This is a genomic window from Pseudochelatococcus sp. (assembly GCF_050946405.1).
Taxonomy (GTDB): Bacteria; Pseudomonadota; Alphaproteobacteria; order Rhizobiales; family Beijerinckiaceae; genus Pseudochelatococcus.
This window is the reverse complement of the sequence record NZ_JBMNUS010000002.1, coordinates 355,393-378,694: the sequence shown is the minus strand read 5'-3', so window position 1 is coordinate 378,694 and position 23,302 is coordinate 355,393. Positions and strand designations below refer to the sequence as shown.

27 protein-coding genes are annotated in these 23,302 nt (G+C 71.1%); 3 read left to right on the top strand and 24 right to left on the bottom strand.

Annotated features, from left to right (window positions below):
- Window positions 1-3: 3 nt before the first annotated feature.
- The 13 genes from ACOYJQ_RS05355 to ACOYJQ_RS05295 are packed head-to-tail and all read right to left on the bottom strand — an operon-like array spanning window position 4 to window position 11,102.
- Complete coding sequence (locus tag ACOYJQ_RS05355) at window positions 4-1,533, bottom strand: hypothetical protein (RefSeq protein ID WP_433456958.1); 1,530 nt, start codon at window positions 1,531-1,533, stop codon at window positions 4-6.
- A complete protein-coding gene (locus ACOYJQ_RS05350; RefSeq protein ID WP_433456957.1) occupies window positions 1,526-1,939 on the bottom strand; it encodes a hypothetical protein in 414 nt (137 codons plus the stop codon). Before ACOYJQ_RS05350 ends, ACOYJQ_RS05355 begins: the two co-directional genes overlap by 8 nt.
- A 12-nt stretch (window positions 1,940-1,951) precedes the next feature.
- Complete coding sequence (locus ACOYJQ_RS05345; protein ID WP_433456956.1) at window positions 1,952-2,929, bottom strand: DUF2793 domain-containing protein; 978 nt, start codon at window positions 2,927-2,929, stop codon at window positions 1,952-1,954.
- 15 nt (window positions 2,930-2,944) lie between these two features.
- Window positions 2,945-6,805 (bottom strand): baseplate multidomain protein megatron, encoded by a 3,861-nt coding sequence (locus tag ACOYJQ_RS05340; RefSeq protein WP_433456955.1) that lies wholly within the window; start codon window positions 6,803-6,805, stop codon window positions 2,945-2,947.
- 12 nt (window positions 6,806-6,817) lie between these two features.
- Window positions 6,818-7,267: a peptidase P60 gene (locus ACOYJQ_RS05335; RefSeq protein WP_433456954.1), complete on the bottom strand. Its 450-nt coding sequence runs from the start codon at window positions 7,265-7,267 to the stop codon at window positions 6,818-6,820.
- Window positions 7,264-8,145 (bottom strand): DUF2163 domain-containing protein, encoded by an 882-nt coding sequence (locus ACOYJQ_RS05330; protein WP_433456953.1) that lies wholly within the window; start codon window positions 8,143-8,145, stop codon window positions 7,264-7,266. The genes ACOYJQ_RS05335 and ACOYJQ_RS05330 overlap by 4 nt, the downstream gene beginning before the upstream one ends.
- 8 nt (window positions 8,146-8,153) lie before the next feature.
- Window positions 8,154-8,789, bottom strand: coding sequence for a phage distal tail protein, Rcc01695 family (locus ACOYJQ_RS05325; RefSeq protein ID WP_433456952.1), 636 nt, complete (start codon window positions 8,787-8,789; stop codon window positions 8,154-8,156).
- Window positions 8,770-9,000 (bottom strand): rcc01693 family protein, encoded by a 231-nt coding sequence (locus tag ACOYJQ_RS05320; RefSeq protein ID WP_433456951.1) that lies wholly within the window; start codon window positions 8,998-9,000, stop codon window positions 8,770-8,772. The genes ACOYJQ_RS05325 and ACOYJQ_RS05320 overlap by 20 nt, the downstream gene beginning before the upstream one ends.
- The gene (locus ACOYJQ_RS05315; protein WP_433456950.1) at window positions 8,997-9,332 is read right to left on the bottom strand and encodes a gene transfer agent family protein; all 336 of its coding nucleotides are present in this window, start codon (window positions 9,330-9,332) and stop codon (window positions 8,997-8,999) included. The genes ACOYJQ_RS05320 and ACOYJQ_RS05315 overlap by 4 nt, the downstream gene beginning before the upstream one ends.
- Window positions 9,333-9,354: 22 nt before the next feature.
- Window positions 9,355-9,765 (bottom strand): phage major tail protein, TP901-1 family, encoded by a 411-nt coding sequence (locus ACOYJQ_RS05310; protein WP_433456949.1) that lies wholly within the window; start codon window positions 9,763-9,765, stop codon window positions 9,355-9,357.
- A gap of 23 nt (window positions 9,766-9,788) precedes the next feature.
- Window positions 9,789-10,202, bottom strand: coding sequence for a DUF3168 domain-containing protein (locus ACOYJQ_RS05305; RefSeq protein ID WP_433456948.1), 414 nt, complete (start codon window positions 10,200-10,202; stop codon window positions 9,789-9,791).
- A complete protein-coding gene (locus ACOYJQ_RS05300; RefSeq protein WP_433456947.1) occupies window positions 10,199-10,537 on the bottom strand; it encodes a head-tail adaptor protein in 339 nt (112 codons plus the stop codon). The genes ACOYJQ_RS05305 and ACOYJQ_RS05300 overlap by 4 nt, the downstream gene beginning before the upstream one ends.
- Before the next feature lies 1 nt (window position 10,538).
- A complete protein-coding gene (locus ACOYJQ_RS05295) occupies window positions 10,539-11,102 on the bottom strand; it encodes a head-tail connector protein (RefSeq protein ID WP_433456946.1) in 564 nt (187 codons plus the stop codon).
- On the opposite strand from ACOYJQ_RS05295, the gene ACOYJQ_RS05290 reads away from it, so the two are divergent.
- Complete coding sequence (locus ACOYJQ_RS05290; protein ID WP_433456945.1) at window positions 11,101-11,889, top strand: S1 family peptidase; 789 nt, start codon at window positions 11,101-11,103, stop codon at window positions 11,887-11,889. The two genes, ACOYJQ_RS05295 and ACOYJQ_RS05290, sit on opposite strands and share 2 nt — an antisense overlap.
- Here ACOYJQ_RS05290 and ACOYJQ_RS05285 read toward each other — a convergent pair.
- The 8 genes from ACOYJQ_RS05285 to ACOYJQ_RS05250 form a co-directional block, all read right to left on the bottom strand.
- A complete protein-coding gene (locus ACOYJQ_RS05285) occupies window positions 11,886-13,202 on the bottom strand; it encodes a phage major capsid protein (RefSeq protein WP_433456944.1) in 1,317 nt (438 codons plus the stop codon). The two genes, ACOYJQ_RS05290 and ACOYJQ_RS05285, sit on opposite strands and share 4 nt — an antisense overlap.
- Window positions 13,203-13,217: 15 nt before the next feature.
- The gene (locus ACOYJQ_RS05280) at window positions 13,218-13,808 is read right to left on the bottom strand and encodes an HK97 family phage prohead protease (RefSeq protein ID WP_433456942.1); all 591 of its coding nucleotides are present in this window, start codon (window positions 13,806-13,808) and stop codon (window positions 13,218-13,220) included.
- A complete protein-coding gene (locus ACOYJQ_RS05275; RefSeq protein ID WP_433456941.1) occupies window positions 13,808-13,993 on the bottom strand; it encodes a hypothetical protein in 186 nt (61 codons plus the stop codon). The genes ACOYJQ_RS05280 and ACOYJQ_RS05275 overlap by 1 nt, the downstream gene beginning before the upstream one ends.
- A gap of 1 nt (window position 13,994) precedes the next feature.
- Window positions 13,995-14,222 (bottom strand): hypothetical protein, encoded by a 228-nt coding sequence (locus ACOYJQ_RS05270; RefSeq protein ID WP_433456940.1) that lies wholly within the window; start codon window positions 14,220-14,222, stop codon window positions 13,995-13,997.
- Entirely contained in the window at window positions 14,219-15,436 is a 1,218-nt protein-coding gene (locus tag ACOYJQ_RS05265) for a phage portal protein (protein ID WP_433456939.1), read from the bottom strand. Before ACOYJQ_RS05265 ends, ACOYJQ_RS05270 begins: the two co-directional genes overlap by 4 nt.
- Before the next feature lie 165 nt (window positions 15,437-15,601).
- Window positions 15,602-16,225, bottom strand: a complete 624-nt coding sequence (locus ACOYJQ_RS05260) for a phage tail tape measure protein (protein ID WP_433456938.1) — start codon at window positions 16,223-16,225, stop codon at window positions 15,602-15,604.
- Between the two features lie 11 nt (window positions 16,226-16,236).
- Window positions 16,237-17,613 carry a DNA-packaging protein gene (locus tag ACOYJQ_RS05255; RefSeq protein WP_433456936.1) on the bottom strand — a complete coding sequence of 459 codons (1,377 nt, stop codon included), beginning with the start codon at window positions 17,611-17,613 and terminating at the stop codon, window positions 16,237-16,239.
- Window positions 17,504-18,088, bottom strand: coding sequence for a hypothetical protein (locus ACOYJQ_RS05250; protein WP_433456934.1), 585 nt, complete (start codon window positions 18,086-18,088; stop codon window positions 17,504-17,506). The genes ACOYJQ_RS05255 and ACOYJQ_RS05250 overlap by 110 nt, the downstream gene beginning before the upstream one ends.
- 407 nt (window positions 18,089-18,495) lie before the next feature.
- Here ACOYJQ_RS05250 and ACOYJQ_RS05245 point away from each other — a divergent pair, with 407 nt between their 5' ends.
- Window positions 18,496-19,182, top strand: a complete 687-nt coding sequence (locus ACOYJQ_RS05245; RefSeq protein WP_433456933.1) for a L,D-transpeptidase — start codon at window positions 18,496-18,498, stop codon at window positions 19,180-19,182.
- A 15-nt stretch (window positions 19,183-19,197) separates the two neighbouring features.
- On the opposite strand, the gene miaA is transcribed toward ACOYJQ_RS05245, so the two are convergent.
- Window positions 19,198-20,127 carry a tRNA (adenosine(37)-N6)-dimethylallyltransferase MiaA gene (gene miaA, locus ACOYJQ_RS05240; protein ID WP_433456931.1) on the bottom strand — a complete coding sequence of 310 codons (930 nt, stop codon included), beginning with the start codon at window positions 20,125-20,127 and terminating at the stop codon, window positions 19,198-19,200.
- An 11-nt stretch (window positions 20,128-20,138) separates the two neighbouring features.
- Between miaA and serB the strand changes: the two genes are divergently transcribed.
- The gene (gene serB / locus ACOYJQ_RS05235) at window positions 20,139-21,095 is read left to right on the top strand and encodes a phosphoserine phosphatase SerB (RefSeq protein WP_433456930.1); all 957 of its coding nucleotides are present in this window, start codon (window positions 20,139-20,141) and stop codon (window positions 21,093-21,095) included.
- A gap of 29 nt (window positions 21,096-21,124) precedes the next feature.
- Here the strand turns inward: serB and ACOYJQ_RS05230 are convergent, their stop codons facing one another.
- Both ACOYJQ_RS05230 and ACOYJQ_RS05225 read right to left on the bottom strand, forming a co-directional pair.
- Entirely contained in the window at window positions 21,125-22,627 is a 1,503-nt protein-coding gene (locus tag ACOYJQ_RS05230) for a Do family serine endopeptidase (protein ID WP_433456929.1), read from the bottom strand.
- A 277-nt stretch (window positions 22,628-22,904) separates the two neighbouring features.
- On the bottom strand, window positions 22,905-23,102 hold the full coding sequence (locus ACOYJQ_RS05225; RefSeq protein WP_433456928.1) for a DUF2065 family protein: 198 nt from the start codon (window positions 23,100-23,102) through the stop codon (window positions 22,905-22,907).
- Between the last annotated feature and the right edge of the window lie 200 nt (window positions 23,103-23,302).

Here is a 23,302-nt window from a genome sequence, read left to right as displayed (position 1 = left end):
TCCTTACAGTGTGAAGCCGTTCAGCACGCTGAACACGACAGTGCCGGGCGCGACGACGAGGAAGGTGACGAGATCGGCCTCGCCCACCGCCTCGCTGATGGCGAATGAGCCGCCGGCCGGCGCCCAGGCGGAACCGAACGAGAGCGTCGCCGGGGCAGTGGTCCGCGTGACCCGGATGCTGCCGGATTGCCCGGCGCGGGCGTTGTCGGGGTTGGCGAGCGTGCGGTTGCCGGGCAGCGCCAGCGCGAAGTTGACGCCGGCCGCGAGATCGATGGAAACCGTGGCGGCGGAAGCGTCCAGCGCCACGGGCGCGTTGGCGTCTGCGACGGCCTTCGCGGTGACGAAGGCGGCCTCGTCCGCGCCGGCGAGCAGCGTCGCCGCCGGCGCCGGCGCAGGGATCGCCGCCGCATCGGCCTTGGCGGCAAGCGCATCCGTCAGGCCGGTGACATCCGCGATCGCATGGCCGTGCGCCGCGGGCGGGAAGGCATCGGGCTTGCCGGTGATGTCGCTCCATGCGAGCGAACCGCCGCCGCCGGAGCCCGCAGCGACCGCAGCGGCCACGAAGGCCGTCGTGGCAAGCCGGGTCGAGTTCGTGCCCGCTTCGGCGGTCGGCGCGGTCGGCTCGCCGGTGAAGGCCGGCGAAGCGAGCGGAGCTTTGGCGGCGAGCGCATCCGTCAGGCCGGTAACATCCGCGATCGCATGGCCGTGCGCGGCGGGCGGGAAGGCATCGGGTTTGCCGGTGACGTCGCTCCATGCAGGCGAACCGCCGCCGCCGGAGCCCGCAGCGACCGCAGCGGCCACGAAGGCCGTCGTGGCAAGCCGGGTCGAGTTCGTGCCCGCTTCGGCGGTCGGCGCGGTCGGCTCGCCGGTGAAGGCCGGCGAGGCGAGCGACGCCTTGCCGGCAAGCGCATCCTCAAGCTCCGCGACATCCGCAAGCACATGGCCGTGCGCCGCAGGCGGAAACGCGGCCGGCTTGCCGGTGACATCGCTCCATGCGAGCGAACCGCCGCCGCCCGTTCCCGCGTTGTCGCTGATCGCGTCCGCGATGGCCGTGAGCGCGACTGTGAGGCTTGTCATCGTATCCTCTCCCGAAGAAAGCAGCGTGCCGGTGGTGTCGTTGAAAAAGGCCAGTGCCCCGGCCAGCGTCGTCTCGGGGCCGGCAACTCCGCCCGCCCCCGCCAGCGCCGCAGCGAGACCGGCGACATCCGCGATCGCATGGCCGTGCGCGGCGGGCGGAAAGTCGGCGGGTTTGTCCGTGACGCCGGCCCAGGCCACCGCGTCAGCGACAGCCGCCGCATCGACCTTGCCGTCGCCATCGGCGTCGTAGACCGCCTTCGTCATGTCGCCGCCCGACGCGAGCGGGCGGTTTTCCCAAACCTCGCCGTCGAAGACGAGCGCATCGCCGGCCGCGAGATCGTCGACCGCGACGGCATGGCCGCCGATGCCGGCGTCGGTTCCGCCGCCCGGTCCCTGCGGGCCGGGCACGAGAATCTCGACCACCGTCGCGCAGGCATCGCCATTGCTTTCAGACATCGTTCATTCCTCCTTCCGCTGCGGCGCCCACGCCGATCATGAAGCCGGCGAGCAGCGTGCGCCGCTCTCCCGCTTCCACGTCGCGGATAAACCGGTAGGTGGCTATGCGTCCTTCGGGCAGGCGGGCGGTCTCGACGGGTTCCGCCCGCCATTCCACCGTCCCTTGCAGGCCCTCGACATGGAGGCCGCCGTCTCGGGAGCGGCGCACGAGCCCGCCGCCAGGCCAGTCGATATGCAGCGTCATGTCGCTTCCCGAGAGATCGAGCAATTGCGTCGCGCCCTCCTGCGTCACGGTCCGAAAGCGCACCGCGACGGCGGCGCTGTCGCCGCGCCGGATATGGAAATCGTGACACGGCGGAACGTGGGGCGGGATTCTGGGCGATTTGCGCCCGTTCGTGCAGGTCAAGGAAGCCTCCCGTCAGTACCAGGCATAGAAAACCTTGTCGGCGGCCGCATCGTAAACGCAGTCGAACGTGTTGCTTTGCCCGGCGCCCGCGCGCAGCGCCGGCGCGCTCCCGGAAAACGGCGCGAACGCCGCATTCAGCGTGAGCGTGACGTTGGCGCTGTTGGTGACGCGCAGGATGAAGCGCATGCCGTCCATGAGATTGACGGGCTTCGCGAGCGTGCGCGAACCGCCGGCCGCCAGCCGGAACCGGTCGCCGGCGGCGGCGTCGATGGTGACGGTCGCGGCATCCGTCAGGTTTACCCACGGGCGCGGCGCAATCCCGCCGGGGAAGGCCGCCCGCCCGCTCGCGCCGTCGATCCGCATCGCCTCGCGCCACATGGAGCCGTTGGCCGATACCTTGATCTGGAAATCGTCGTCGCCGATCAGCCCCATTTCCGCCCGGCCCGACCATCCGCGCTGGAAGAGCAACGAGAGCACGTTCGCCGCCGCCTCCTTGTTCAGCGTGTAACGCAGGTCGCCGGTGCCGCCCTCCGCAACGGTGGTCGCCGCCCACAGCGCCTTGCCGACTCTGGCGGAGAAGGGATTGACGGCATCCGCCTCGGTGCCGAGGCCGAACAGCGTCACGTTCTGCAACGCCCCGCCGCCCGCGCCGCCGCCGACAGCGATCCAGCCGCTCTGCGCCTTCACATAAAGAGCCCCCTCGTCACGCACGAAGGCGCGCCAGCCGATCTGCGGCGGATGGAAGCGCCACACGCCATCCTGAAAGGCGGCGACATGTCCCGCCTCGCCCGCCCATGCGCCCGACGCGCCGGCCCCGACGATGTAGCGGTCGCCGTCTGCGGGATTGGCAGGCGGCGCATCGCGGTCCTTGTCCATGACTTCGAGGTGCAGCAGCGCGTCGAGCTTCAGCAGCGCCTCGTTGTGGGTGACATGCTTCTGTGCCTGCGCCGCCGCGATGAGCGGCAGGCGCAGTTTCGTCGTCTCACTCATGTTGTCGATCCTTGTTCAGAGAACCTTCAGCGTGGCCCATGCCTCGAAGCCGCGCCCCACGCTCGCCCCGACCTGCGCGACGGCGACGGCGATGCTCGCCTGCGCCGCGCCGAAATCCGCCAGTTCCTGCGCCGAGGGATAGAGCGCCGCCGGCGCGGCCGCGCGCAGCGTGCGTTTCACCGCGCTGCCGGCGCGGATGTCGATCTCGTAAGCCTCGACTTCCTCCGACAACGGCACTTCGGCCAGTTCCCAGTTGTCGCCGCCGGCGCGCGTGCGGCGGATGAAGGAGATGACGACGCCCTCGCCCGTCCGCCGCGCCGCGAGATGCACCGGCGCGAGCGGCTTCAAGGCTTCCGCCGTCGCTGTCGCCGCGATTTCCACCGCCATCGGTCCGGCGTGGTCGTTCGACGCCGGGCCGACGCGGTAGCGCCACGGGCGGCCGATGTCGCCGGTGTCGGTCGTCAGCGGCACCAGCGCCGCATCGAGCACCACGACCTTCGCGCCCGCCTCCACCCGGCGCGCGGCTTCCGGCTCCGTGCCGCCGAGCCCGCGCAGCAGCCGCGACAGGCGCACCGTGCCGGCGGCGGCGAGGTCCGCCCGCGCCGCCGAAAGCACTTCCCAGCGCCCGTTTGCCCCTTGCACGGCGAGGGTGTTGCCGCCCGCGAGCGCCGCCGCGTCGTCGATGCCGGTCAGCGTGCCGCCGCGCAGCCGCACGTCGACGCTGTTGCCGATGTCCCAGCGCCACAGCGGCCCGGGTCCGAGCGGCGTCAGCGTCTCGCCGACGATGGCGGAGAGTTCCGCCACCGCGTGGAGCGTGAAGCCGCCGCCCTCGCCCGCGCGCCACACGGCCTCGCGCCCCGGCCAGGGATCGGCGAACACCGCCATCGCCTGCAACGGCGCGGGCGCCGCCGCGACGATCGGCAGGTCGAGCACCGTCACGTCCGGCGGCCCCGGCAGCAGCGGCACGCTCGGCAGCGGGCGCGGCAGGCTCGGCACGGCGTCGCGCTGCAACGAGGGCGCGACCGCCTGCGCCTCCACCTGCCGCACCGCGCCGTCCGTGATGCGCGCGATGCGGAAGGGCCGCATTTCATCGCCCACCGGCAGCGCGATCACATCGCCGGGTTCGCACCGCACATGGCGCGGCGAAAGCGCGAAGGAAGCGGATTCGCGCCCGATCCACAGCGCCTGCAATCCGATGTCGGCGAGATGCTGCGCCAGCCCCGGCCGCAGCACGGCGGCGAGGTCGCGCCCTTCCGAGCGTTTGCTGCCGACGCCGAGCCGGCGCGACAGCGCGGCGGCGCGGCGGTAGTCGCGGTCGCCGTCGGTGTAGCCCAGCCGGATTTCCGACGGCAGATCGCCTTCCTGCGCGCGCCGCAGCGTGAGCCCCGCGCCGTCGCGGTCCGGCACGATCTCGTCCGCCGTCACGGCGATGACGGCAGGCCCCGCGTTGCCGCGAAAGCGCACGCGCCCGCCGCTTGTCGTGGCGTGGAAACCGAAGGCGCTCGCCAGCGGCTCCAGAACCTGCCGCGCCGACATGGGCCGGTCGACGACATAGCCGTCGAGTTCCCCGTCGAGCGCGATATCGGCGTCCGGCAGCCCCCATTCGGTGACGACGCTTCCCACCAGCGCCTCCAGCGTCAGCCCTTCCAGCCGCCCGGTGAGCCAGTGGCCGGTTTCCCAGTTGCCGCCGTCGCGCCACACGTCGATGAGCGCCGGAAAGGCCGGATAGGGCCGCGCGTCCCACGTCCAGACATAGACGCGATCCGCCGGCACCATGGGCAGCCCGTCGCGCGGCGAGAGCGGATTGGCCGCGCTCTCGCCGGAGCCGTAGGCGTTGAGAAGCGCCTTGAGCCCCCGGTTCTGGATCAGGTCGTCGCGGGTGCCGCGCGAGAAGGGCGGATAGGCCGATTCCGACGATTTCGGATCGGGAAACACGTTCGGCCCGTTGGTGCCCCGGTCGACCGCCGGAATGCCGATCTCGGTGAGCCACACATGCTTGCCCGCCGGCACCCATGCCGTGGCGGCGGTCTCGGCGCCGCCCATACGCTCGACATGCGCATTGGCCCACCAGCCGGCGAGATCTTTTTGCCGGAACATCCACGGCTTCCCGTGGCTCCCGTCCGTGATCGGCAGCCGCTGTTGCGCCGCCCGCCCGGCGGCGTCCGCATAATACCAGTCGAAGCCCTCGCCCGAGATCACCTTGCGGGTGAGGTAATCGAGGTCGTAGACCGAGGCCGCTTCCTGCGCGTCGGCATGGCCGTCGCCGTCGCGCCAGTCGGAGAGCGGCGCGTAATAATCGATGCCGACCGCGTCGATATGGGCGCTGGCCCACAGCGGATCGAGCGGAAAGCGCACCTCCGCCCCGCCGTCCAGCACATGCGCGCCGTATTCCGTCCAGTCCGCCGCATAGGTGATGGCGACGCCGACGCCGACGATGGCGCGCACCTCGGCCGCGAGCGCGACGAGTTCCGCCACCGCCGGATAGACGCCGGGAGCGGAGCGCACGCGCGTCAGCCCCACGAGTTCGGAACCGATGACGATGGTGTCGACGCCCCCCGTCTGCGCCGCGAGCGACGCATAGTGCAGCGTGAGCCGGCGCAGGCCCCAGCCGCCCGCCGCGCCGAAGAAGCGCGCCACCTGCGCCGCCGCGGCCGCCGTGCCGTCCGGCGAGCCGGCGCGTCCGGGCGCGGGATCGCAGGTGACGCGCCCGCGCCACGGATAGGGCGGCTGCTTCGTCGCGCCGGTGCGCGGATCGGGCAATGCATTGTCCGACGGCACGTCCATCATGACGAAGGGATAGAGCGTCACCGCCCAGCCGCGCGCTTTGGCTTCCCTGATCGCCGCCCTCACGGAAGCGTCGGAGGGCGTGCCGCCGTAGGCGGGCGCGTCGTCGACCCGGCTCACCGTGAGCGCCGTGGCGCGCACCTGCCCGGCCACCGACCATTCGCCGCCGTATGTCTTCTTCTCCTTGTGCTCCACGCGCGGCGTGATGGTGCATACGCCGGCGCGCAGATCGCTGCCGAACCAGCTCGCCACGATCGCCACCCGTTCGAGATTGGGACAGAGCGCCTCCAGCGCGTCGAAGGAGGCGAGCACGTCGGTGGCGCGTTCCTGCTGATGGGTGTTTTCCGGCGTGCTGACGCCCGGCCCGTCGAGCCGCACCACGGCGGCGGTGTCGTAGATGAACTCGGACGCGCCGGGAATGATCTCGATGGCGCGGATGCGCGCGCCGAGCCCGTTCGCGGGCCGCACCACCTCGAAGGAGAACTGCGGCACGCGGTTGCCGAATTCCGCCAGCGGCAGCCGCTCGAACACCACATAGGCGATGCCGCGATAGGCGGGCGCGTTCTCCGCGCCTTCCTTGGCGACGATGAGATGGTCCGGCTGCTGGTCCTGCGTGCCCTTGTGGACGCGAAAGCCGATGGCGGGGTCGAGTTCCTTGCCGTCGGCCCACACGCGGCGCACCTGCGCGATCTCGCCTTCGCACAGGCCGATGGCGAGATTGGCGTAATAGGAATAGGTCGAGGTCACGGAAGCCTTTCCCCGCGCGCCGCCCTTGCCGCCGCTGGCGGACGAGCGCGTCACGTCATAGGACACCACCTCCTCGAATCGCGTCGCCCAGATGAGTTGCCCGCCGATCCTGGCCCGCCCGTAGACGCGCGGCACCGCCGCGCCTTCCGTGGAGGTGAGCCCGTCCATGTCGGCGAGGCGCGGCCCCTCGCCGTATTGCGCGCCGCCGCCGCCTTGCGCCAGCAGCGTGCTGTCGATCATCGCCCCGGCGATGCCGCCGAGCGCCCTGCCCGCGATCGCGCCGAACGGTCCGCCGATGAGGCCGCCCACCGCCGCCCCCGCCACCTGCAACACCAGCGTCGCCATGTGCGCCTTCCTTCACTGATCGAGACAACCGGGAAACGCGAAAGCGTAGGCGAGATGCCGCCGCCACCAGCCGGAGAGCGCCACCTCGCACACGGCGGCCCCGTCATGCGCATGCACCATGCGCGCGCCGCCAGGCCCCGCTTCCGTCACGATGGCGAGATGCTTGGCCGGCACATGCGCCCGCCAGCGGAACAGCAGCACGTCGCCGGCGCGCATCGCGTCGCCCGCCACGGGCAGGAGATGCCGACGCGCGGCGTCGCGCAGCGTCTCGATACCGCCGGCTTCGGCCCAGTCGGCGCTGTAGGGCGGCGGCGTTTCGGGCGGTTCTCCGCAGAGCGCCGCCCACACGCCGCGCACGAGGCCGAGGCAATCGCAGCCCACGCCCTTCAGCGCCGCCTGATGCCGGTAAGGCGTGCCGATCCAGCTCCGCGCTTCCGCCACGATCTGCGCCCGCGCGATCATCGGAACAGGCTCCCGCCGTCGAGCCCCGCCTCGCCCTGAAGCGGATAGCGCACGATGAAATCGTTGCCCGGCATGTGCGGGAAGCCGCGGAAGTTGACGGCATTGGCGAACCTGGCCCGGCACATGGAAAAGCTCTTGTCGCAGCCCGCCGTCACGATGAAGCGGTCGCCGGCGGCGATGGCCTTCGCCACGGGCACCCACAGTTCCAGCGCGCCGCCGCTGTGCGCCTTCACCTCCGCCGTCACGCCCGCGTTCGCGCCGGAGGTGAAGCGCAGCGCCCCGCCCGTGAACCAGCCGGCGGCATGGCCGGCGAGCGCGCCGGCCGAAAAACCGAGCCGCCCGGCCGGCGTCTCCACGCTTCCCTCCGCGCGCAGATGCGGCGCATTCAGCGCCACCCGGCATCGGGAATCGCCGAGATCGGCCGCGCAATCCGCCCGATACAGACGGCCCTGCTCCTGGTCGTAGCGATGCATGATGCCGCGCAATTCGGCCGTGAAGGCGTGCTCGCTGCGCCGCACCTCGCCGATGGCGGCGACGTCGAGCAACAGCCGCTGCTCCGCGTCCGCCCAGTTCACCAGCCACGTCTCGACGCTGGCGTCGTCGTATTTTCCGGCCGCGAGATCGTCCTCGGTGATGCTCGCCGCCGCCAGCACGCCGGCGACGTCGCCGCCCGAGACGGCGAAGCCGAGTTCCCCCGTCGCTTCCGCCGCCTCCAGCCCGGAGCGGGCGAGGAAAGTGACGCCGGCGAAGGCGAGATCGCGGTCGTGATCGGTGAATCCCGCGACATGGCCGTCGCGGCGCAGCAGTTTCCAGCAGCGGCAAAGCGTGGTCACGCCTTCGCCCAGATGCGACGAAAGCCCCTCCGATAGCGTGCGCATGGCGGCTCCTATTCGATGATTTCGATGAGCGGGATCGTGGGGATCGCGCCGGCCGAGAACGCGGCGAGATCGACGGTGAGCGCGTCGGTGTCGAAGCGCACCGGCACGTCGAAGGCGAATCCCGCCGTCACGCTCACCCCTGTCGGCGGCGCCTGCGCGAGCGTCACGACGCCGGTCGCGGTGTCGACGCCGAACGCTCCGCCGCCGAGCGCCGCGCCGCCGACGCCCACGACGACCGTTCCCGCCACGGGCTTGACGATCCGCCGCAGGTAGGGCGCATAACCGGTGCCGTAGCTCTTGACGAGCCGGAAGGCCCTCGACGCGCCGTCGCCCTCGCCGATGCGCTGGTCGTTGAAGGCGGGCGTGCGCGAGGGCGGCCCGGAGCGGCAGTCGAGCCGGTCGTGCCAGCGGAAGCCGTGGAGCCGCCCGCGCCGCTCCTCGAAGAAGGCGAGCACGGCATGCAGCGCGTCGAGCGTCTTGATGCCGTAACCGGCGTCGTAGCGCCGGCGCGACTGGCTCCAGCGCGCGTTGCGGTGTTCCGCGCCGGAGCCGAGCGTCACCACATCGGTGCGCCATTCCGGCCCGCCGGCCGCGCCGAGCGCGATGTCGAGCGGAAAGCGCACTTCATGAAAGCTCGCGGGCATGAGAATCTCCCGTTTCATCAGGAAAGGCGCGCATGAGCGCGCCAAGCTCCGCCGCCGACAGCGGCGCGGCCGGGCGGCCATAGACGCCGTCCAGCGCCGCCGCGAGTTCGCGCGGCGTCAGGCTCCAGAACGCCGCCGGTGAAAGCCGCAGCACGCCGAGGCCGAAGCGCATCGCCTCCTCCCAGGGAAAAGGCCGCGCCCCGGCGCTCACGGCGTCTGCGGCGGCGGAGGGTTTGCGGCCTCCTCCGGTCCGAAGGTGGCGGCGAGCAGCTCCGCCACCGCGCGGGCGATATCCGGCAGCGCCCGCGCCACGGGCAGGCAGGCGGCGTCGAGATCGCTGCCCGCGCCGCGCAGGCCCGCTTGCAGGATATGCACGATGTCGCGCGCCGAAAGCCGCCCCGCCGCGAGCCGCTCCCCCAGCGCCGCCAGGTCGGCGACGCCGAAGGCGTCCTCCAGTTCCGCGAGCGCGCCGAGCGTCAGCACCAGCCGGTGCCGTTCGCCGCCGAGCAGCGCCTCGATCTCGCCCCGTCTGCGATTGACCATGGCATTCCTCATCATGATCGCCTCACAACAAGCTGAAGGTGAGCGCCCCGGCCGATTCCAGCGCGAGGTCGAAGGTCACTTCGCCGGCATGGTCGCCGCGGTATTCGAGGCTGGTGATCTGGAACGGCCCTTCGATGCGCCCGAAATCGGGCACGATCACCTGCCAGGCGATGATCGTGCCTTCAAAGAAGCTGTGGCGCACCAGCGCATCGGACGTTTCATCCTTGAATACCCCGGCCCCGGTGACGCCAGCGCGCCGCACGCCCGCGCCCGCGAGCAGTTCCCGCCAGCGCCCGGCGGATTCCGCGTGGGTGATATCGACGGTTTCGGCGTTGAAAGCGATCTGGTGTGCGCGCAGTCCCGCCACGGTGACGAAAGCGCCGCTGTCGTCGCGCACCTTCAGCAGCAGGTCCTTGCCTTTCTGGGCTCCCATCCGATCCTCCTTCACATGTCAGGTCAAAGCACTTCCGTCACCGCCCGCAGACGCAGCACGACGCGCTGACGGTCGGCACGGGCGTCGCGCCGCGTTTCGGACGCGGCAAGGCGCAGGTTCACCAGCCGATGGCCGTCGAGCGCGAGCGCGGCGTCGTCCAGCAGCGCGGCGATGCGCGTCGCCGCCAGCAGCGCTGCCCGCGCGCCGCCTTCCCCCGACCACACGGTGATGAAGACATCCTGCTCGTGGCCGTTGTCGGTGCCGGTCGACCAGTCGCGCAGGCGCGTTTCCGAAAACACGGCATGCACGCCATGGATGCCGCGCGGCGGCGCGTCGTAGATGCGCGCGCCGCAAAGCATCTCCGTCAGCGCCGCATCGCCCGCGAGGCGCGCGAGCATCGCCTCGCGCAGCGCCAGCACCGGCCCTTTCGCGCTCATGGCGTCACCTCCTGCGCCACGATGACGAGATCGCGCCGCCGCCCGTCCGGGTCGGCCGCCGAGAGCACGGCGAACACCCGTTCCCCGAGCCGCAGGCGGCTGCGTCCGTCGATGCCGGGGCGATAGCGCGTGACGATCCGGCAGACGCGCGCCAGTTCCCGCCGCTCCGCCACATCCCTCTCCGCGCTCGCCGACGCGCCGGGCGTTTCCAGCGTCCCCCACAGGCAGGCGACATGCGCATGGTGCCGGATGACGCCGCCCGCGCCGTCGCCGACCTCCACCGGCGTTTCGAGCGCGAAGCGCCGCCGCCGTTCGCCGATCGTCCTTTGCGCCATTTCACAGCCTCCCGCGCCGGTAGGGCGCGATGAGCGCCAGCGCCTCGCGCGGAACGGCGGGCGCCTCGCCGCCGTCGCCGCGGTGCTCGTACCAGCGGGCGACGATGGCGCGCACGGCCTGGCGCAGCGGCATCGGCACGGCGTCGGCCGTCGCGCCGTAACCCGTGGTCACGTCGAGTTCGATGCCGGAAAACGCCCGCCCCGGCGCGGGCAAGGCCCCGGCGGCAACGAGCCGGGGCGGATCGTCCGCCGCATGCGCGTGAAAATGCGCCGCCGGCAGCACGGTCGCGGCGCCGTCGGCGGCGAACACGCGCGCTTCCTCCAGCCCGATGAGGGGCGAGAGCGGCAGCCGGATCGCGCCGGAGGCCGGCCAGCGGTCGAGCACCAGCCGCCATGTCTGGGCGATGAGGCAGCGGCCGCTTTCGGCCTCGACCATCAGCCGCGCGGCTGTCATAAGCGAGGCGATCAGCCTGTCCTCGTCGTCGTTGTCGAGGCGCAGGTATCCCTTTATATCGGTCAGCGTCACCGGCTCCGTCGCCGGTCCGGTCAGGAGAAGCGGGGTCATGACGATCCTCATTGCGTTGGTGCGGCGTCTCGCGCCTGTCGCGGCGGCCGCCGCCGCGTGCCTCGCGGCGGCTTCTCCCGCCGCCGCCATCGTGCGCGGCGCGGCGGACGACGGCCCGCTGAAGGCGCGCACGGTGATGGTGCTGGCGTCCGGCGGCGGCGTGTGCTCGGGCATCGTGCTGGCGCGCGACGCGGTGCTCACCGCCGGTCATTGCGTGGCGGGCGGACGCGACATCCGCGTCCATTTCCGCGATGCGGCCGGCGCGCCGGTTCTGCTGGAGACGGCCGAGATAGCCACCCACAACGGCTACAACGCGCGGGCGATCGAAGCGCGCCAGCGCTCCATCGATCTCGCGCTGGTGCGCCTCGCCACGCCCCTGCCCGCCCGCTTCGCGCCCGCGACCCTCGCCGACGCGCGGTTGCCGCGCGCCGGCACGCCGGTCACGGCGCTGGGCTGGGGCGCCTCGGCCGAGCACGATCCGGCGACGATGGGCACCTTCCGCGCCGCCGCTCTGGTGACGGTGGAGCCCTACGGGCCGGGCAAGATCCTGCTCTGGGCGGCGGACCCGGCGGGGCTTGGCAAGCGCGCCGGCGCCGGCGTCTGCCAGGGCGATTCCGGCGGCCCCATCGTGCGCGCCGACGGCGCGGTGATCGCCGTCTCCACCTGGGCCAAGGGCGCGGGCGGCAGCGCCTGCGGCCTTTACACGCAAGGCGTGCTCGTCGCCCCGCAGCGCGGGTTCATCGACGGCACGCTCGCGCGCTGGGGCCGCAAGGCCGACTGGCGTTAGGGAATGACCGGCGAAGCCGCCGAGGTGCCGAACTTCAGCAGCTTGATGGCGTCGAAGTCCTGCACCCCGCCGCCGACGCGCTTCGTGGTGTAGAACAGCACGTAGGGCTTGGCGGAATACGGATCGCGCAGCACGCGCACGCCCGCGCGGTCGACGATGAGATAGCCGCGCCGGAAATCGCCGAAGGCGATGGACAGGCTGTCCGCGCCGATGTCGGGCATGTGCTCCGCCTCCACGATGGGGAAGGAGAAGAGCGACGCGGCCTGATCGGCGGATGCGGGCGGCTGCCACATGTAATGTCCGTCGCTGGCCTTGAGCTTGCGCACGGCGCTCTGCGTCTTGCGGCTCATGAGGAAAGCGCCGTTCTGGCGGTAGCTCGCCTTGAGGCTGTAGATGAGGTCGAGCAGGATGTCGGCGGGATCGCTCGCCGGAAAGCCGCCCGAGACGCCGGTCGGCGTGGCGCCGATCTTGCCCCATTCCCAATCCGCGTGCGCCACGGTGGGATAGCTGACGATACCGGTCGGCTGGCCGGTGCCGGTGCCGACGATGAAGGCCTTGCCCTCCTGTTCCGCGAAAACCGTCTCCACCTCCGAGACGAGCCATTCCTCGATATTGACGACGGCGTCGTCGAGCAGCGTCTGGGTGGCGGCGGGCAGCGCGTAGAGTTCGAGCGCCGGGAAGTCGAGTTCCGCCAGCACCGGCGAACTGGTCTGCGTGCGCGCGCCGGTTTCCGCGACCCATCCGGCGGCCGCCGCCGTTTTGGTGATCGCGCCCTTGTAGGCCGCGCCGGAGATCAGCCGCACGGAGGCAAGCGCACGCATGGGCGAGATCGCGCCGAGGCGCGCCAGCACCTCGCGCTCCACGGAATCGGGCGTGAGATAGCCGCCGTCCGGTCCCGATCCGGCCGACAGCGCCTTCATCTCCAGCGCCTTGAGCCCGCCCGTCTCGCCGCCGCGCACATAGGCGCCGAAGGCGCTTCTGTGTTCCTCGACGGCGGGATCGGCCGCGCGCCCCTCGCCGCCGAGCGCGGGGCGGCGGGCATCGAGCATCAGGCGGTCGAGGCGGCTTTTGGCGTCGTCGACGGCCCGGTCGATGCGCGCGACCTTCTCCTCGATCACCGGATCGCCGGCAAAGCGCGTTTCCAGCGCATCGAGACGGGCGTCGTTGGCCTCGCGGAAGGCGGCGAAGGCATGCGAGAAGTCCGCGAAGGCGGCGGCGACATCGCCGTGGGACGCGCCGTGAGACGCTCCTTGCGGGGCGACCTTCGTTTCGGGCGCGCCGGCGGGCGTGGCGAGAGCATATTCAACGGTCATCGGCAATATCTCCGGTCAGGCATGAAGGGTTGCGGCCGCGCGCCTGATGGCGTCGGCAAGCGGTGACGGGGCGAATGGCGCGGCATCTCCCTTCGTGGCGGGAGATGCCGCGAGCACCCGCGCTCCCGGCGCCATCGGAAAGGTCACGACGGACACTTCCCACAGGTCGAGCCGGAAGATCCTGCGCTGGCCGGTGCTTTCCCGGCGCGCGCGTTCGGTGCGGAAGCCGATGGACAGGCCGTCCACGGCTCCGGTTTTCAGCAGCGCGGCGACGTCGCGCGCCCGCCGCGCGCCGAGGCTCAGCCGCCCGCGCACGCGCAGGCCGCGCGCATCCTCCGCGAGCGACAGCCACGCGCCGATGGGCTCGCCGGGATCGTGCTGCCACAACAGCCGCACGCCGGCGGCGCCCCGCCGGGCGAGGCTTTCCGCGAAGGCGCCGGGCGCGATGATGTCGCCGCCGAGATCGGGCACACCGAACAGGCTGGCGTAGCCCTCGAACACGCCGGCCTCGTCCAGCGGCCCGATGACGCCCGTGAGCGCCTTCAGCTCCGGCGCGGCCCCTTGCTCCGGCGCGGCCCCCTGGCATGCATCCGCGCGCGCCGCCATCACCGGCCCTCCGGCGCGCGGCCGAGCGCTTTCGTCTGTTTCGGCCCGGGCGCGGCATCGAGCTTTTCGAGCACGCGGATGAAGCCGGCGATGGCTTCCTCGCCCTTGCGCGGCGTCCTGCATGGCGGTTTGCGCGGCTGCGCCGCCTTGGGCGCCACGCGGGTGCGGTTGATCGCACGGGTCATGTCAGTCTCCCTGTCCTGCGTCCGCCCTGTCGTGGCGGCGGTTGAAGCGGGCGAGTTCGCGCACGAAATCGTCGAAGCGCCGGTTGGCGCTGGCGAGGTCGCGCAGCGTCGCCACAAGCAGCGCGGAAGCGCCGCATGCCCACAGCAGCAACGCGAGGTGAGCGAGGTCGCCCCGCGCGATGAAGCTCTCCGTCACCGGCGCGAGGGCGGCGGGAAAGGCGCCCGTCATCGGCCTGCCTCCCGCGCCGCCGGGCGCGCGCCGTAGCCCACGGCCTCGCGCTTTTCGTCGACGGTAAGGAAATCGGCGGCCGTGATGCGCCGCCACAGCGCCTCGCGCTCGCCGGCAAGCGCCTCGATGCCGTCGAGATCGGGTTCGAGCGCGAGCGTCGCGCCATAGGCGGGCGAGAGCCATTGCGCCAAAGCCTGCGCGGTGCGCCGCACCAGCGGAATGACGGTCTGCCGCCAGAAGGCGCGGTTCGCCTCCGCATAATTGGCGTAGGTCGAATCGCCCGGCAGGCCGAGCATCAGCGGCGGCACGCCGAAGGCGAGCGCGATTTCCCGCGCGGCTGCGGCCTGCGCTTCGGCAAAGTCCATTTCGGCGGGCGTGAGCGACAATTGCCGCCAGTCGAGCCCGCCTTCGAGCAGCAGCGGCCGGCCGGCATTGGCCGCGCCCTGAAACTGCGCCTCAAGCTCCGCCTTCAGCCGCTCGAACTGCGCATCGGTGAGGTTGCCGCCGTCGGTGCCGGCGTAGATCAGCGCCCCGGAAGGCCGGGCGGCGTTGTCGAGCAGCGCCTTGTTCCAGCCGGCGGAAGCGTTGTGGATGTCGAGCGCCATCGCCGCCGCCTCCATGGGCGACAGGCCGTAATGATCGTCTGCCGGATGGAAGAGCCGCAGATGCAGGATCGGCGGCACCTCTCCCTCCTGGCGAAAGCGCACGGCGTTGCCGCCGGCGCGGTAGTCGTAGGCGGCGGCCCAGCCGTCCGGTCCCGGCACCACCTGCATGCGGTCGGGCCGCAGCGCGTAAAGCTCGCGCGGCGCGCCGTCCAGCGCCACGGCCTCCACATAGGCGTTGCCCGCGACCAGCAGATGCCCGAAAACGGCTTCGAGAAAAGCCGCGCCGGCCTCGCGCGGGTTGGGGCGCGCCAGCAGCGCGAGCAGCGGATGGGTGTCGAACTCACGCCGCCCTTCCCTCAGCAGCAGCGGCACGGAAGCGGCGGCTTCCGCGATGAGCCGTACACAGCGGTGCACGACGGCGTTGCGCTGGAATCCCTCGCGCGCCAGCGCGTGATAGTCGCGCGGAGTCCACACCGGCCGCCCCGGCCCGGAGACGGCAAACAGCGCCGCCGTGCGCGACGCCTTGCGTTCCGGCGGCGCGGGATGAGCCTGAACGGACGCAGACGCGCGCCCTCCGCCGCCGAAAAGGCGGCCGATGAAAGGAGCCATGATTTTTTCCTGTTTTTGAGAAAACCCGCGCCGCACCGACGCCCCCCGCGCTTCGCGCGGCAAGCGCGAACGCGCGCCCGAGCCAATGCGAGGTTCTTAAAAAAGAAGCGGAAGGCGCCGAAGAGCGCCTCACGCTTTACATGCACACTCGCTCCCCCATCCAGATCACAACCCCCGCCTTCCGCGCGCGACGGCGCGGGCGAGCGCGGCGGCCACCTGCGCTTCGGAGCGGCGAAAACTCTCGGCGTCGCTGGCGTTGATGGTGACGTTCACGGTTGCGCCGCCCGCGCCGCCGGCCGCCTGCACGCCGAGTTTCCCGTCCGGTCCGCGCGCCAGCGGCATGATGGCTTCCGCGCCTTTTTCGCCCATCAGCCCGGTTCCGCGCCCGAGCGGGAAATAGGTCGGCGCGGCGATGACGCCCCCGTCGGCGAAGGGCCGCACCGTGCCGCCGGCGATCACGTTGCCGTTGGCGCTGGCCGAGAGCAGGTTGCCCGACAGCGCCGAACCCAGTGAGCCGATGCCCTTGTCGAGCAGGTTGCCGAGCCCCGATGTCACGGCGGTTTCAAGCGGCTTCAGCGCCGATTGCAGGGCGAGCTGCGTCAGCCGCGTGCCGAGCGAGCGGATCACGTCGTCGAACTGCTTGCCGTTGACGACGGCGCGCGAGAATACGCCGGTCACGGTGTTGCCGAAGCGCTGCGCCACGTTTTCGAGGTCGAGCATCGCCTCGCGCGCGCCCTCGACGCTGGCCGTGAGATCGCCCGCGAAGGGGCCGGAACCGGCATCGCTCATGTCGTTCTCCTTCAAAGGGTTCTGACGCGCGGCTGCGCGCGCGGCCCGCCCATCAGGCTGGTGATCGCCCACACCAGCGCGTCGAGCCGGTCGGGCGAGCGGCCGCTGGAGAGCCCGCCGGGGCCGAAATCCGCCATTTCGTCTTCCAGCGCCGGGAAAACGCCGGCGTGGCGCACCTTGCCCTGCTCGTAGAGCGCGGCGACGGGTTCGGCCCGCAGATACTTGCCGCGCGTGGCGCGCACCGGCGTCACCGGCACGCCGGCGTCGACCTCGCCCACCACCGCGATGGCCATTTCCCCGCCCTGGTTGATCTCCACGGCGAGCGCATCCGCATTATGGCGGTGGAACAGCGCCACCGCGCGCGCGGCCCATTCGGCGGGGCGCGCGCGTTCCATGGTGGCGTCTTCCAGCACGTAGAACGCACCCGCCTCGTCGCGCCCGGCCGCCACCAACCCGCAGGCGTCGGCCCGTTTGCCGGAGGTCGCCGGCGGATCGACGGCGACCACGATGCGAGAGAGCGGCGGCGCGGCGTCGATGCGCGCGGCCTCGATCATGGCGCGCGTCCACAGAGCGTCGGCGCGTTCCTCGATCAGCTCGCCGTCGAGTTCCTGCCGCCCGAGCCGCGTGCCGGCATAGCGCCCGACCACGGCGTCGAGAAAGGCGGGCGCGAGATTGAAGGCGTTGTCGCGCGTCGCGGCGCGGGTGATCGCCGCGCGCGGATCGGCGATGAGGCGCTTGAGCAGCGGCACGGGGCGCGGCGTGGTGGTGACGAGCTGGCGCGGATGCCGGCCCAGCCGCAGGCCGAATTGCAGCATGTCCCAGGTTTCCTCCGCCTGTCGCCACTTGCAAAGCTCGTCGCACCAGGCGGCATGGAATTGCGGGCCGCGCAGCGCTTCCGGGTCTTCGGCCGAAAACACCTGCGCCACTGCGCCGTTTCGCCATTCCAGCCGGCGGCGGGAGGGAATCCAGACGGGGCGCTGGCCGCGCGGATGCACGCCGAGCACGCCGGAGACGCCTTCCACCATCACCTCGCGCACGTCCGCCACGGTTTCGCCGACGAGCGCGATGCGCCCGGCGGGCGTGTCGGCGAAGGGCGGCAGGCCGAGCGCCATGCCGCGCACCCATTCCGCGCCGGTGCGCGTCTTGCCCGCGCCGCGCCCGCCGATCACGAGCCATGTCGTCCAGTCGCCACCGCCCTGCGCGGCCTTCGGCGGCAACTGGTCGTCGCGCGCCCACACTTCCGCCCAGGCATGCGCGAGATAGCGCAGGTCGGCGGCGTCACAGGTCGCGAGAAACCCCTCCAGCCGGCCGCTGGCGAGACAATTGCTCAAGGCGTCGCGCAAGCGTGTCGCGCAGCGTGTCGGCGTCGCGCGGGAACATCTCGTCATCGTCGTCTCCCGTCTGCGTTTCCGCCAGTTGCGTTTCCACGCGGTCGATGGCGGCAAGCTCGCGCAGCGTGCGCGCCAGCGTGGCGAGCGCCCGCGCATGCCGTTCATGGTCGGCGCCGGGGGCCGCATCTCCCTCGGCCGCCGCCGCCGCGTACTGGCGCAGCCGCGCGTCGATGGCGGCAATCTCCCGCGCCACGGTCTTTTCCAGCTTGCGGATCAACTGCCGGCGGCTGTTGAGGCTTTCGGTGCGTTCCAGCTTGCCGCCGTCGGCGGGCGCGCGTCCGGCCGGCTTGCTCCGGGCCGGCCGCTTGCCCCAGCCGCGCCGTTCCGCCAGCCGGTAGAGCGCGCGCGTGCCGCTCTTGCCCAGCATGGCCGCGATGTCCCGCGCCGGCGTGTTCGTCTGTTCGTAGAGGCGGCGCGCTTCCGCCAGAAGAGCGTCGTCGCCCGCGCGGGCGGCGCGATCAGGCTGAGGCATGGCCCCTCCTCGTTCGTCATGTCGGGCAGGTTGCATCGGACAGGCGTGGCGCGTCCGCCCGGCGGCGGGTGACAACCGCCGCCGCCGACCGGGCACACTTGTGGAGCATGTCAGGAACATACTCCGACAGCGCGCCGCTGTCAAGGACTATTTTCCTATACCGGGATTCGCGCCCCGCCGCCGCGATCACGGGAACTTGAAACGAAGCGCTTGATATTCGTGGTGAAAATACCACACGTTAAGGGATTTGCCGCACAATACGCCTGACGGAACTTTTCCGGCATCCGCACGTCATCAAATTGCCCTCACTTCGCGCGAAGGCCATCAACAATTATGTCGATCCTGCCATTTTTACGTGTGCAGGTCTTTCCAGCCTTGAGGATATGATGTTCGCGATCAGCAGGCGTATGTTCGTCATCGGAGCCCCCCTCGCAGCGGCGGGCTGCGTCACCCAGTCGCCCCTCACACCGCCGACGGTGGTGTCGGCGGTGCCCGGTCTTGAGCCGGCCGCCGGTCTCGATCCGTATTTCGTGAGCATGTACGCCGAGATTCCGTATGAACGCTTCCCCCTGCCGGCCATCGATCTGTCGCAGATCGATCCGCAGTTCTTCCGCCGCGAGGTCGCTTTCGAAACGCGGGAGGAGCCGGGCACGATCATCGTGGATCCGGGCAAGCACTTCCTCTTCCTCGTGCGCCCGGAGGGCCGCGCCATCCGCTACGGCGTCGGCGTGGGCCGCGACGGTTTCGGCTGGAACGGCCGCGCCATCATCCGCCGCAAGGCCGAATGGCCGGTGTGGACGCCGCCCGCCGAAATGATCAAGCGCCAGCCGGAACTGGAGGAATTCCGCAACGGCATGCCGCCGGGGCTCGGCAATCCGCTGGGCGCGCGCGCGCTCTATCTCTATCAGGGCGATCGGGATACGCTCTACCGCATTCACGGCACCAACGATCCGTCGTCCATCGGCCTGTCGCTGTCGTCGGGTTGCATCCGCCTGCTCAATCAGGACATCATCGACCTTCACAACCGCGTGCCGCTCGGCACGAAGGTGCTGGTGCTGAAGGCCGACATGCCGGCCGAACTGGCCGCCCTCTGATGACCGGAGCGCCTGTCATTCCGCCGCCAGGCGGGCGGCGGCGGCTTCGGGCGCGAGCCAGGCGAAATCCGGCAGTTGATGCCGGAACCAGGTGAACTGACGTTTGGCGTAGTGGCGCGTGTCGGCCTGCGCGCCCGCGATCGCTTCTTCCCGCCCGATTTCTCCCCGGATATGGCGGATGAGCCACGGCACGCCGTGGGCGCGCATGGCAGGCAGCGCCGGGTCGAGCCCGCGCGCGGCGAGGCGGCGCACCTCGTCGAGCCCGCCGGCGTCCATCATGGCGAGGAAGCGCGCGTCGATACGCGCGTTCACCGCGGCGCGCTCGGGCGCGAGGAAGATTTTCCGCACCGGCACGCCGGCGAGCGGGCCGGGCCGGCGTGCCTTGCGGAACGCGGCGAGCGGGCGGCCCGTCGCGGCGAGCACTTCCAGCCCGCGCAATATCCGCTGCCGGTCGGTGGGGCTGATTCGCAGCGCGGTTTCGGGATCGCGCGCGGCGAAATCCGCATAGAGCAAGGGCGTTTCGCGGCCCTGCGCCTGGTCGCGCACCCGCGCGCGCACCTCCTCCGGCACCGGCGGCACGTCCGACAGCCCGTCGATCAGCGCCTTGAAATAGAGCCCGGTTCCGCCCACAATGACGGGCAGGCCGCCGGCGCGCCAGACATCCTCCAGCGCGGCCGCCGAATCCGCGAGCCAGCGGCCGACCGAATAATTCTCGCCTGCGTCGACATGCCCGTAGAGCCGGTGCGGCGCAAGCGCCTCGTCGGCCACCGTGGGGCGGGCGGTGATGATTCGCAGATCCGCGTAGACCTGCATCGAATCCGCATTGAGCACCACGCCGCCATGCCTTTGCGCAAGCGCCGTCGCGAGAGCGGACTTGCCGGATGCCGTCGGGCCTGCGATGAGAATAGCCCGCTTTCCGTCCCGCCGTTCGTCGTTTTCAATCATCGTTGGTCCGCATGACATCCACCGCTCAATCGCCTGCTGCATCCGAATTGCCGATCGCGTCGCCCATCACGCCCTATGTGGCGACGCTGGTTTCCGATCCGGCAACTCCCGCGCTCACCGATGCCGCCGTTCGGCGCGCGGCGCAAGCCCTGCCGGGTTCGCCGCCCGTGCGCTGGCTCGATCCTGGCATCGCGGCCGATCTGGTTTTCACGCCGGGCGAGGGCGAGGAACCGCGCGCCATCGCCGACCGCGTGCGCGAATCGCTCGCCGGCGAGCCGGTCGACATCATCGTCCAGCCGCTGATCGGGCGGCGCAAGAAGCTCTTTCTCGCCGACATGGATTCGACCATGATCGGGCAGGAATGCATCGACGAGCTGGCGGATTTCGTCGGGCTCAAGGCGAAGGTTTCCGCCATCACCGAGCGCGCCATGCGCGGGGAACTGGCCTTCGAGCCCGCGCTGCGGGAGCGCGTGGCCCTGTTGCGCGGCCTGCCGGTCGGCGTGGTGGATCGCATCGTCGCCGAGCGCATCACGCTGACGCCGGGCGGCGTGCGCCTCGTGCGCACCATGCGCGCGCATGGCGCCTACACCTGCCTCGTCTCCGGCGGCTTCACGCTGTTCACCAGCCGCATCGCCCTGCTCACCGGCTTCCACGAACACCGCGCCAATCGCCTCGTGGTGACGGAGGAGCATCTCGACGGCGTCGTGGAAGAGCCGATTCTCGGCCGCGAGGCCAAGCTCGCCACGCTGCGGGAGCTGCGCGCGGCGCAGGGTCTCGCCGCCCACGAGACGCTCGCCGTCGGCGACGGCGCCAACGATCTCGCCATGCTGGGCGAGGCGGGGCTCGGCATCGCCTTCCGCGCCAAGCCCGCCGTGGCCGCCGCCGCCCATGCCCGCGTCGAACACGCCGATCTCAGCGCCCTGCTCTACATCCAGGGTTACAGGCGCGAGGATTTCTCCGCCGATTGAGGCGGCACGCCCTGTTCCTCAAACCGGCCCTATTCCTCAAGCCGGACGGCGACGAAACGCACCTCGCCGTCGCGCCCGGTGACGAGCAGCAGCGCCGAGCGGCGGCCTTCCTTGCGCTGGGCGGCCAGGGCGCGCTCCACCTCGGCGGGCGTCGTCACCGGCGTCCGCCCCACTTCCACGATCACGTCGCCGGGCGCGATGCGCTTGTCCGCGGCGGGCGAATCGGCATCGACCTCCACCACCACGACGCCCTTCAGCTCGTCGGCCAGCGCGAATTGCTGGCGCAGTTCCTCGTCGATTTCCGAAAGATGCAGGCCGAGGGCGCGATTCGGCCGCGCCGCCGCATCGCCCGCCGTCTCGGCCGCGTTCTGCGCCTTCTCGCTGTCCTCGAGACGCCCGAGCGTCACCGATACCTTGCGTTCCGCGCCGTCGCGCAGCAACGTCACCTCCACCCTGTTGCCGATCGGCGTCGCGGCGACGCCGCGCGAGAGGTCGCGCGGCTCCTTCACCGCTTTGCCGTCGAGGCGCACGATGACGTCGCCCGCCTTGATGTCCGCGCCGGCGGCGGGGCCGGCCGCGTCGACACTGGCGACGAGCGCGCCGTCCTGGCTCTTCAGGCCGAGCGCGTCGGCCGCATCCTCATCCAGCGGCTGCACGCGCACGCCGAGCCATCCCCGGCGCGTTTCGCCGAATTCCCGCAGTTGCGCGATGGTCGGCGCGGCGAGTTCCGCCGGCACCGCGAAGCCGATGCCGACCGAGCCGCCCGAAGGCGACAGGATCGCGGTGTTGATGCCGATCACCTCGCCGGCCAGGTTGAACAGCGGCCCGCCGGAATTGCCCCGGTTGATGGCCGCGTCGGTCTGGATGTAATCGTCGTATGGGCCTTGCTCGATATCGCGGCTGTGGGCCGAGACGATGCCGGCCGTCACCGAGCCGCCGAGACCGAACGGATTGCCGATCGCCACCACCCAGTCGCCGATGCGCAGGTTTTCCGAATTGCCGAACTTCACCGCTTTCAGCGGCTTGTCGGCCTTCACCCTGAGCACGGCGAGGTCGAGCTTGTCGTCGCGCCCCACCACTTCGGCCTTGCGCTTGGCGCCGTCCGTGAACGCGACCGTGATATCGTTCGCCTCGCCGATGACATGGCTGTTGGTGACGATGACGCCCGTCTCGTCGATGACGAAGCCGGAACCGGCCGATTCGGCGCCGCGCGGGCGCGGCCCGTCCTCGCCGCGACGCTTGCGGAACTCGTCGAACAGATCGCCGAACGGCGAGCCGGGAATGGCCGGCGGCACGTCGCCGCGCCGGGTCGCGGTTTCCGTTTCGGTGGCGGAGATGTTGACGACGGCGTCCATCACCTCTGCGGCGAGGTCGGCGATGGCTTCCGGTCCGCGCGCCGGAGCGGGCGCGATCGTCGCTTCGGCCGCCGCACGGGCCCTCACCTGGGCCGGCACGGCGAGCATCGCCGTCATCGCCAGGCCGAGCGCGAGAACGGCTCCGCCCCGGCGTGAAGCTTGTAGGATGTTCTGCATGGTCACTGACAGCCTCTGGAGCATCGAGCTGAAAAGCATGCGCACATTTCGTTTCGCGGCCCTTCGGGCCGGAAAAACTTGATGCGCAAACAACCGGATGAGCCGCCTGCCGTTCAGGCGGAATCGTCTGAACGGCCATAACGCGCCCGCAATCAATAGCCCGGAGCACGATCTCCCGAAAGTGGATACCGCTTTTTGGCGGAGGATCATGCTCAAGCAGGAGGATAGAGCATTTCCGCGTTTCGGCGAAAAAGAGAGACGCCTTGACGCGCCGTCCTCAGAAAAAGCCGCCCCAGCGCACCGCCCAGATCAGCACGACGCCGATGACGGCGAAAAGAATGCCGACGAGGCGCATGCGTTCCGCCGGCGATTGCGCCGCCTCGCTCAACACGCGCTGCGCCACGCCGGGAAGCGCCGCGAAGAAGATGCCCTCCAGAGCGAGCAGCAATCCGAAAGCGGCAAGAAAATCTGTCATTCGGTCCACGGCCCCCCGGCGGCGCGGCGAAACCTGTCTGCCGGCGCTGGCGCCGATCCTGTTCGCGCCGCGACCGATGTTTCGCTCTTCATTCAGGATGAAAAAACCACGGCGGGGCGCAAAAATAAAGTCTCTGCAAAACCATGGCACAACAATTGTGCGGCGGGCGGGTGCCTTCCGCGCCCGTCCTCGCGAATGCG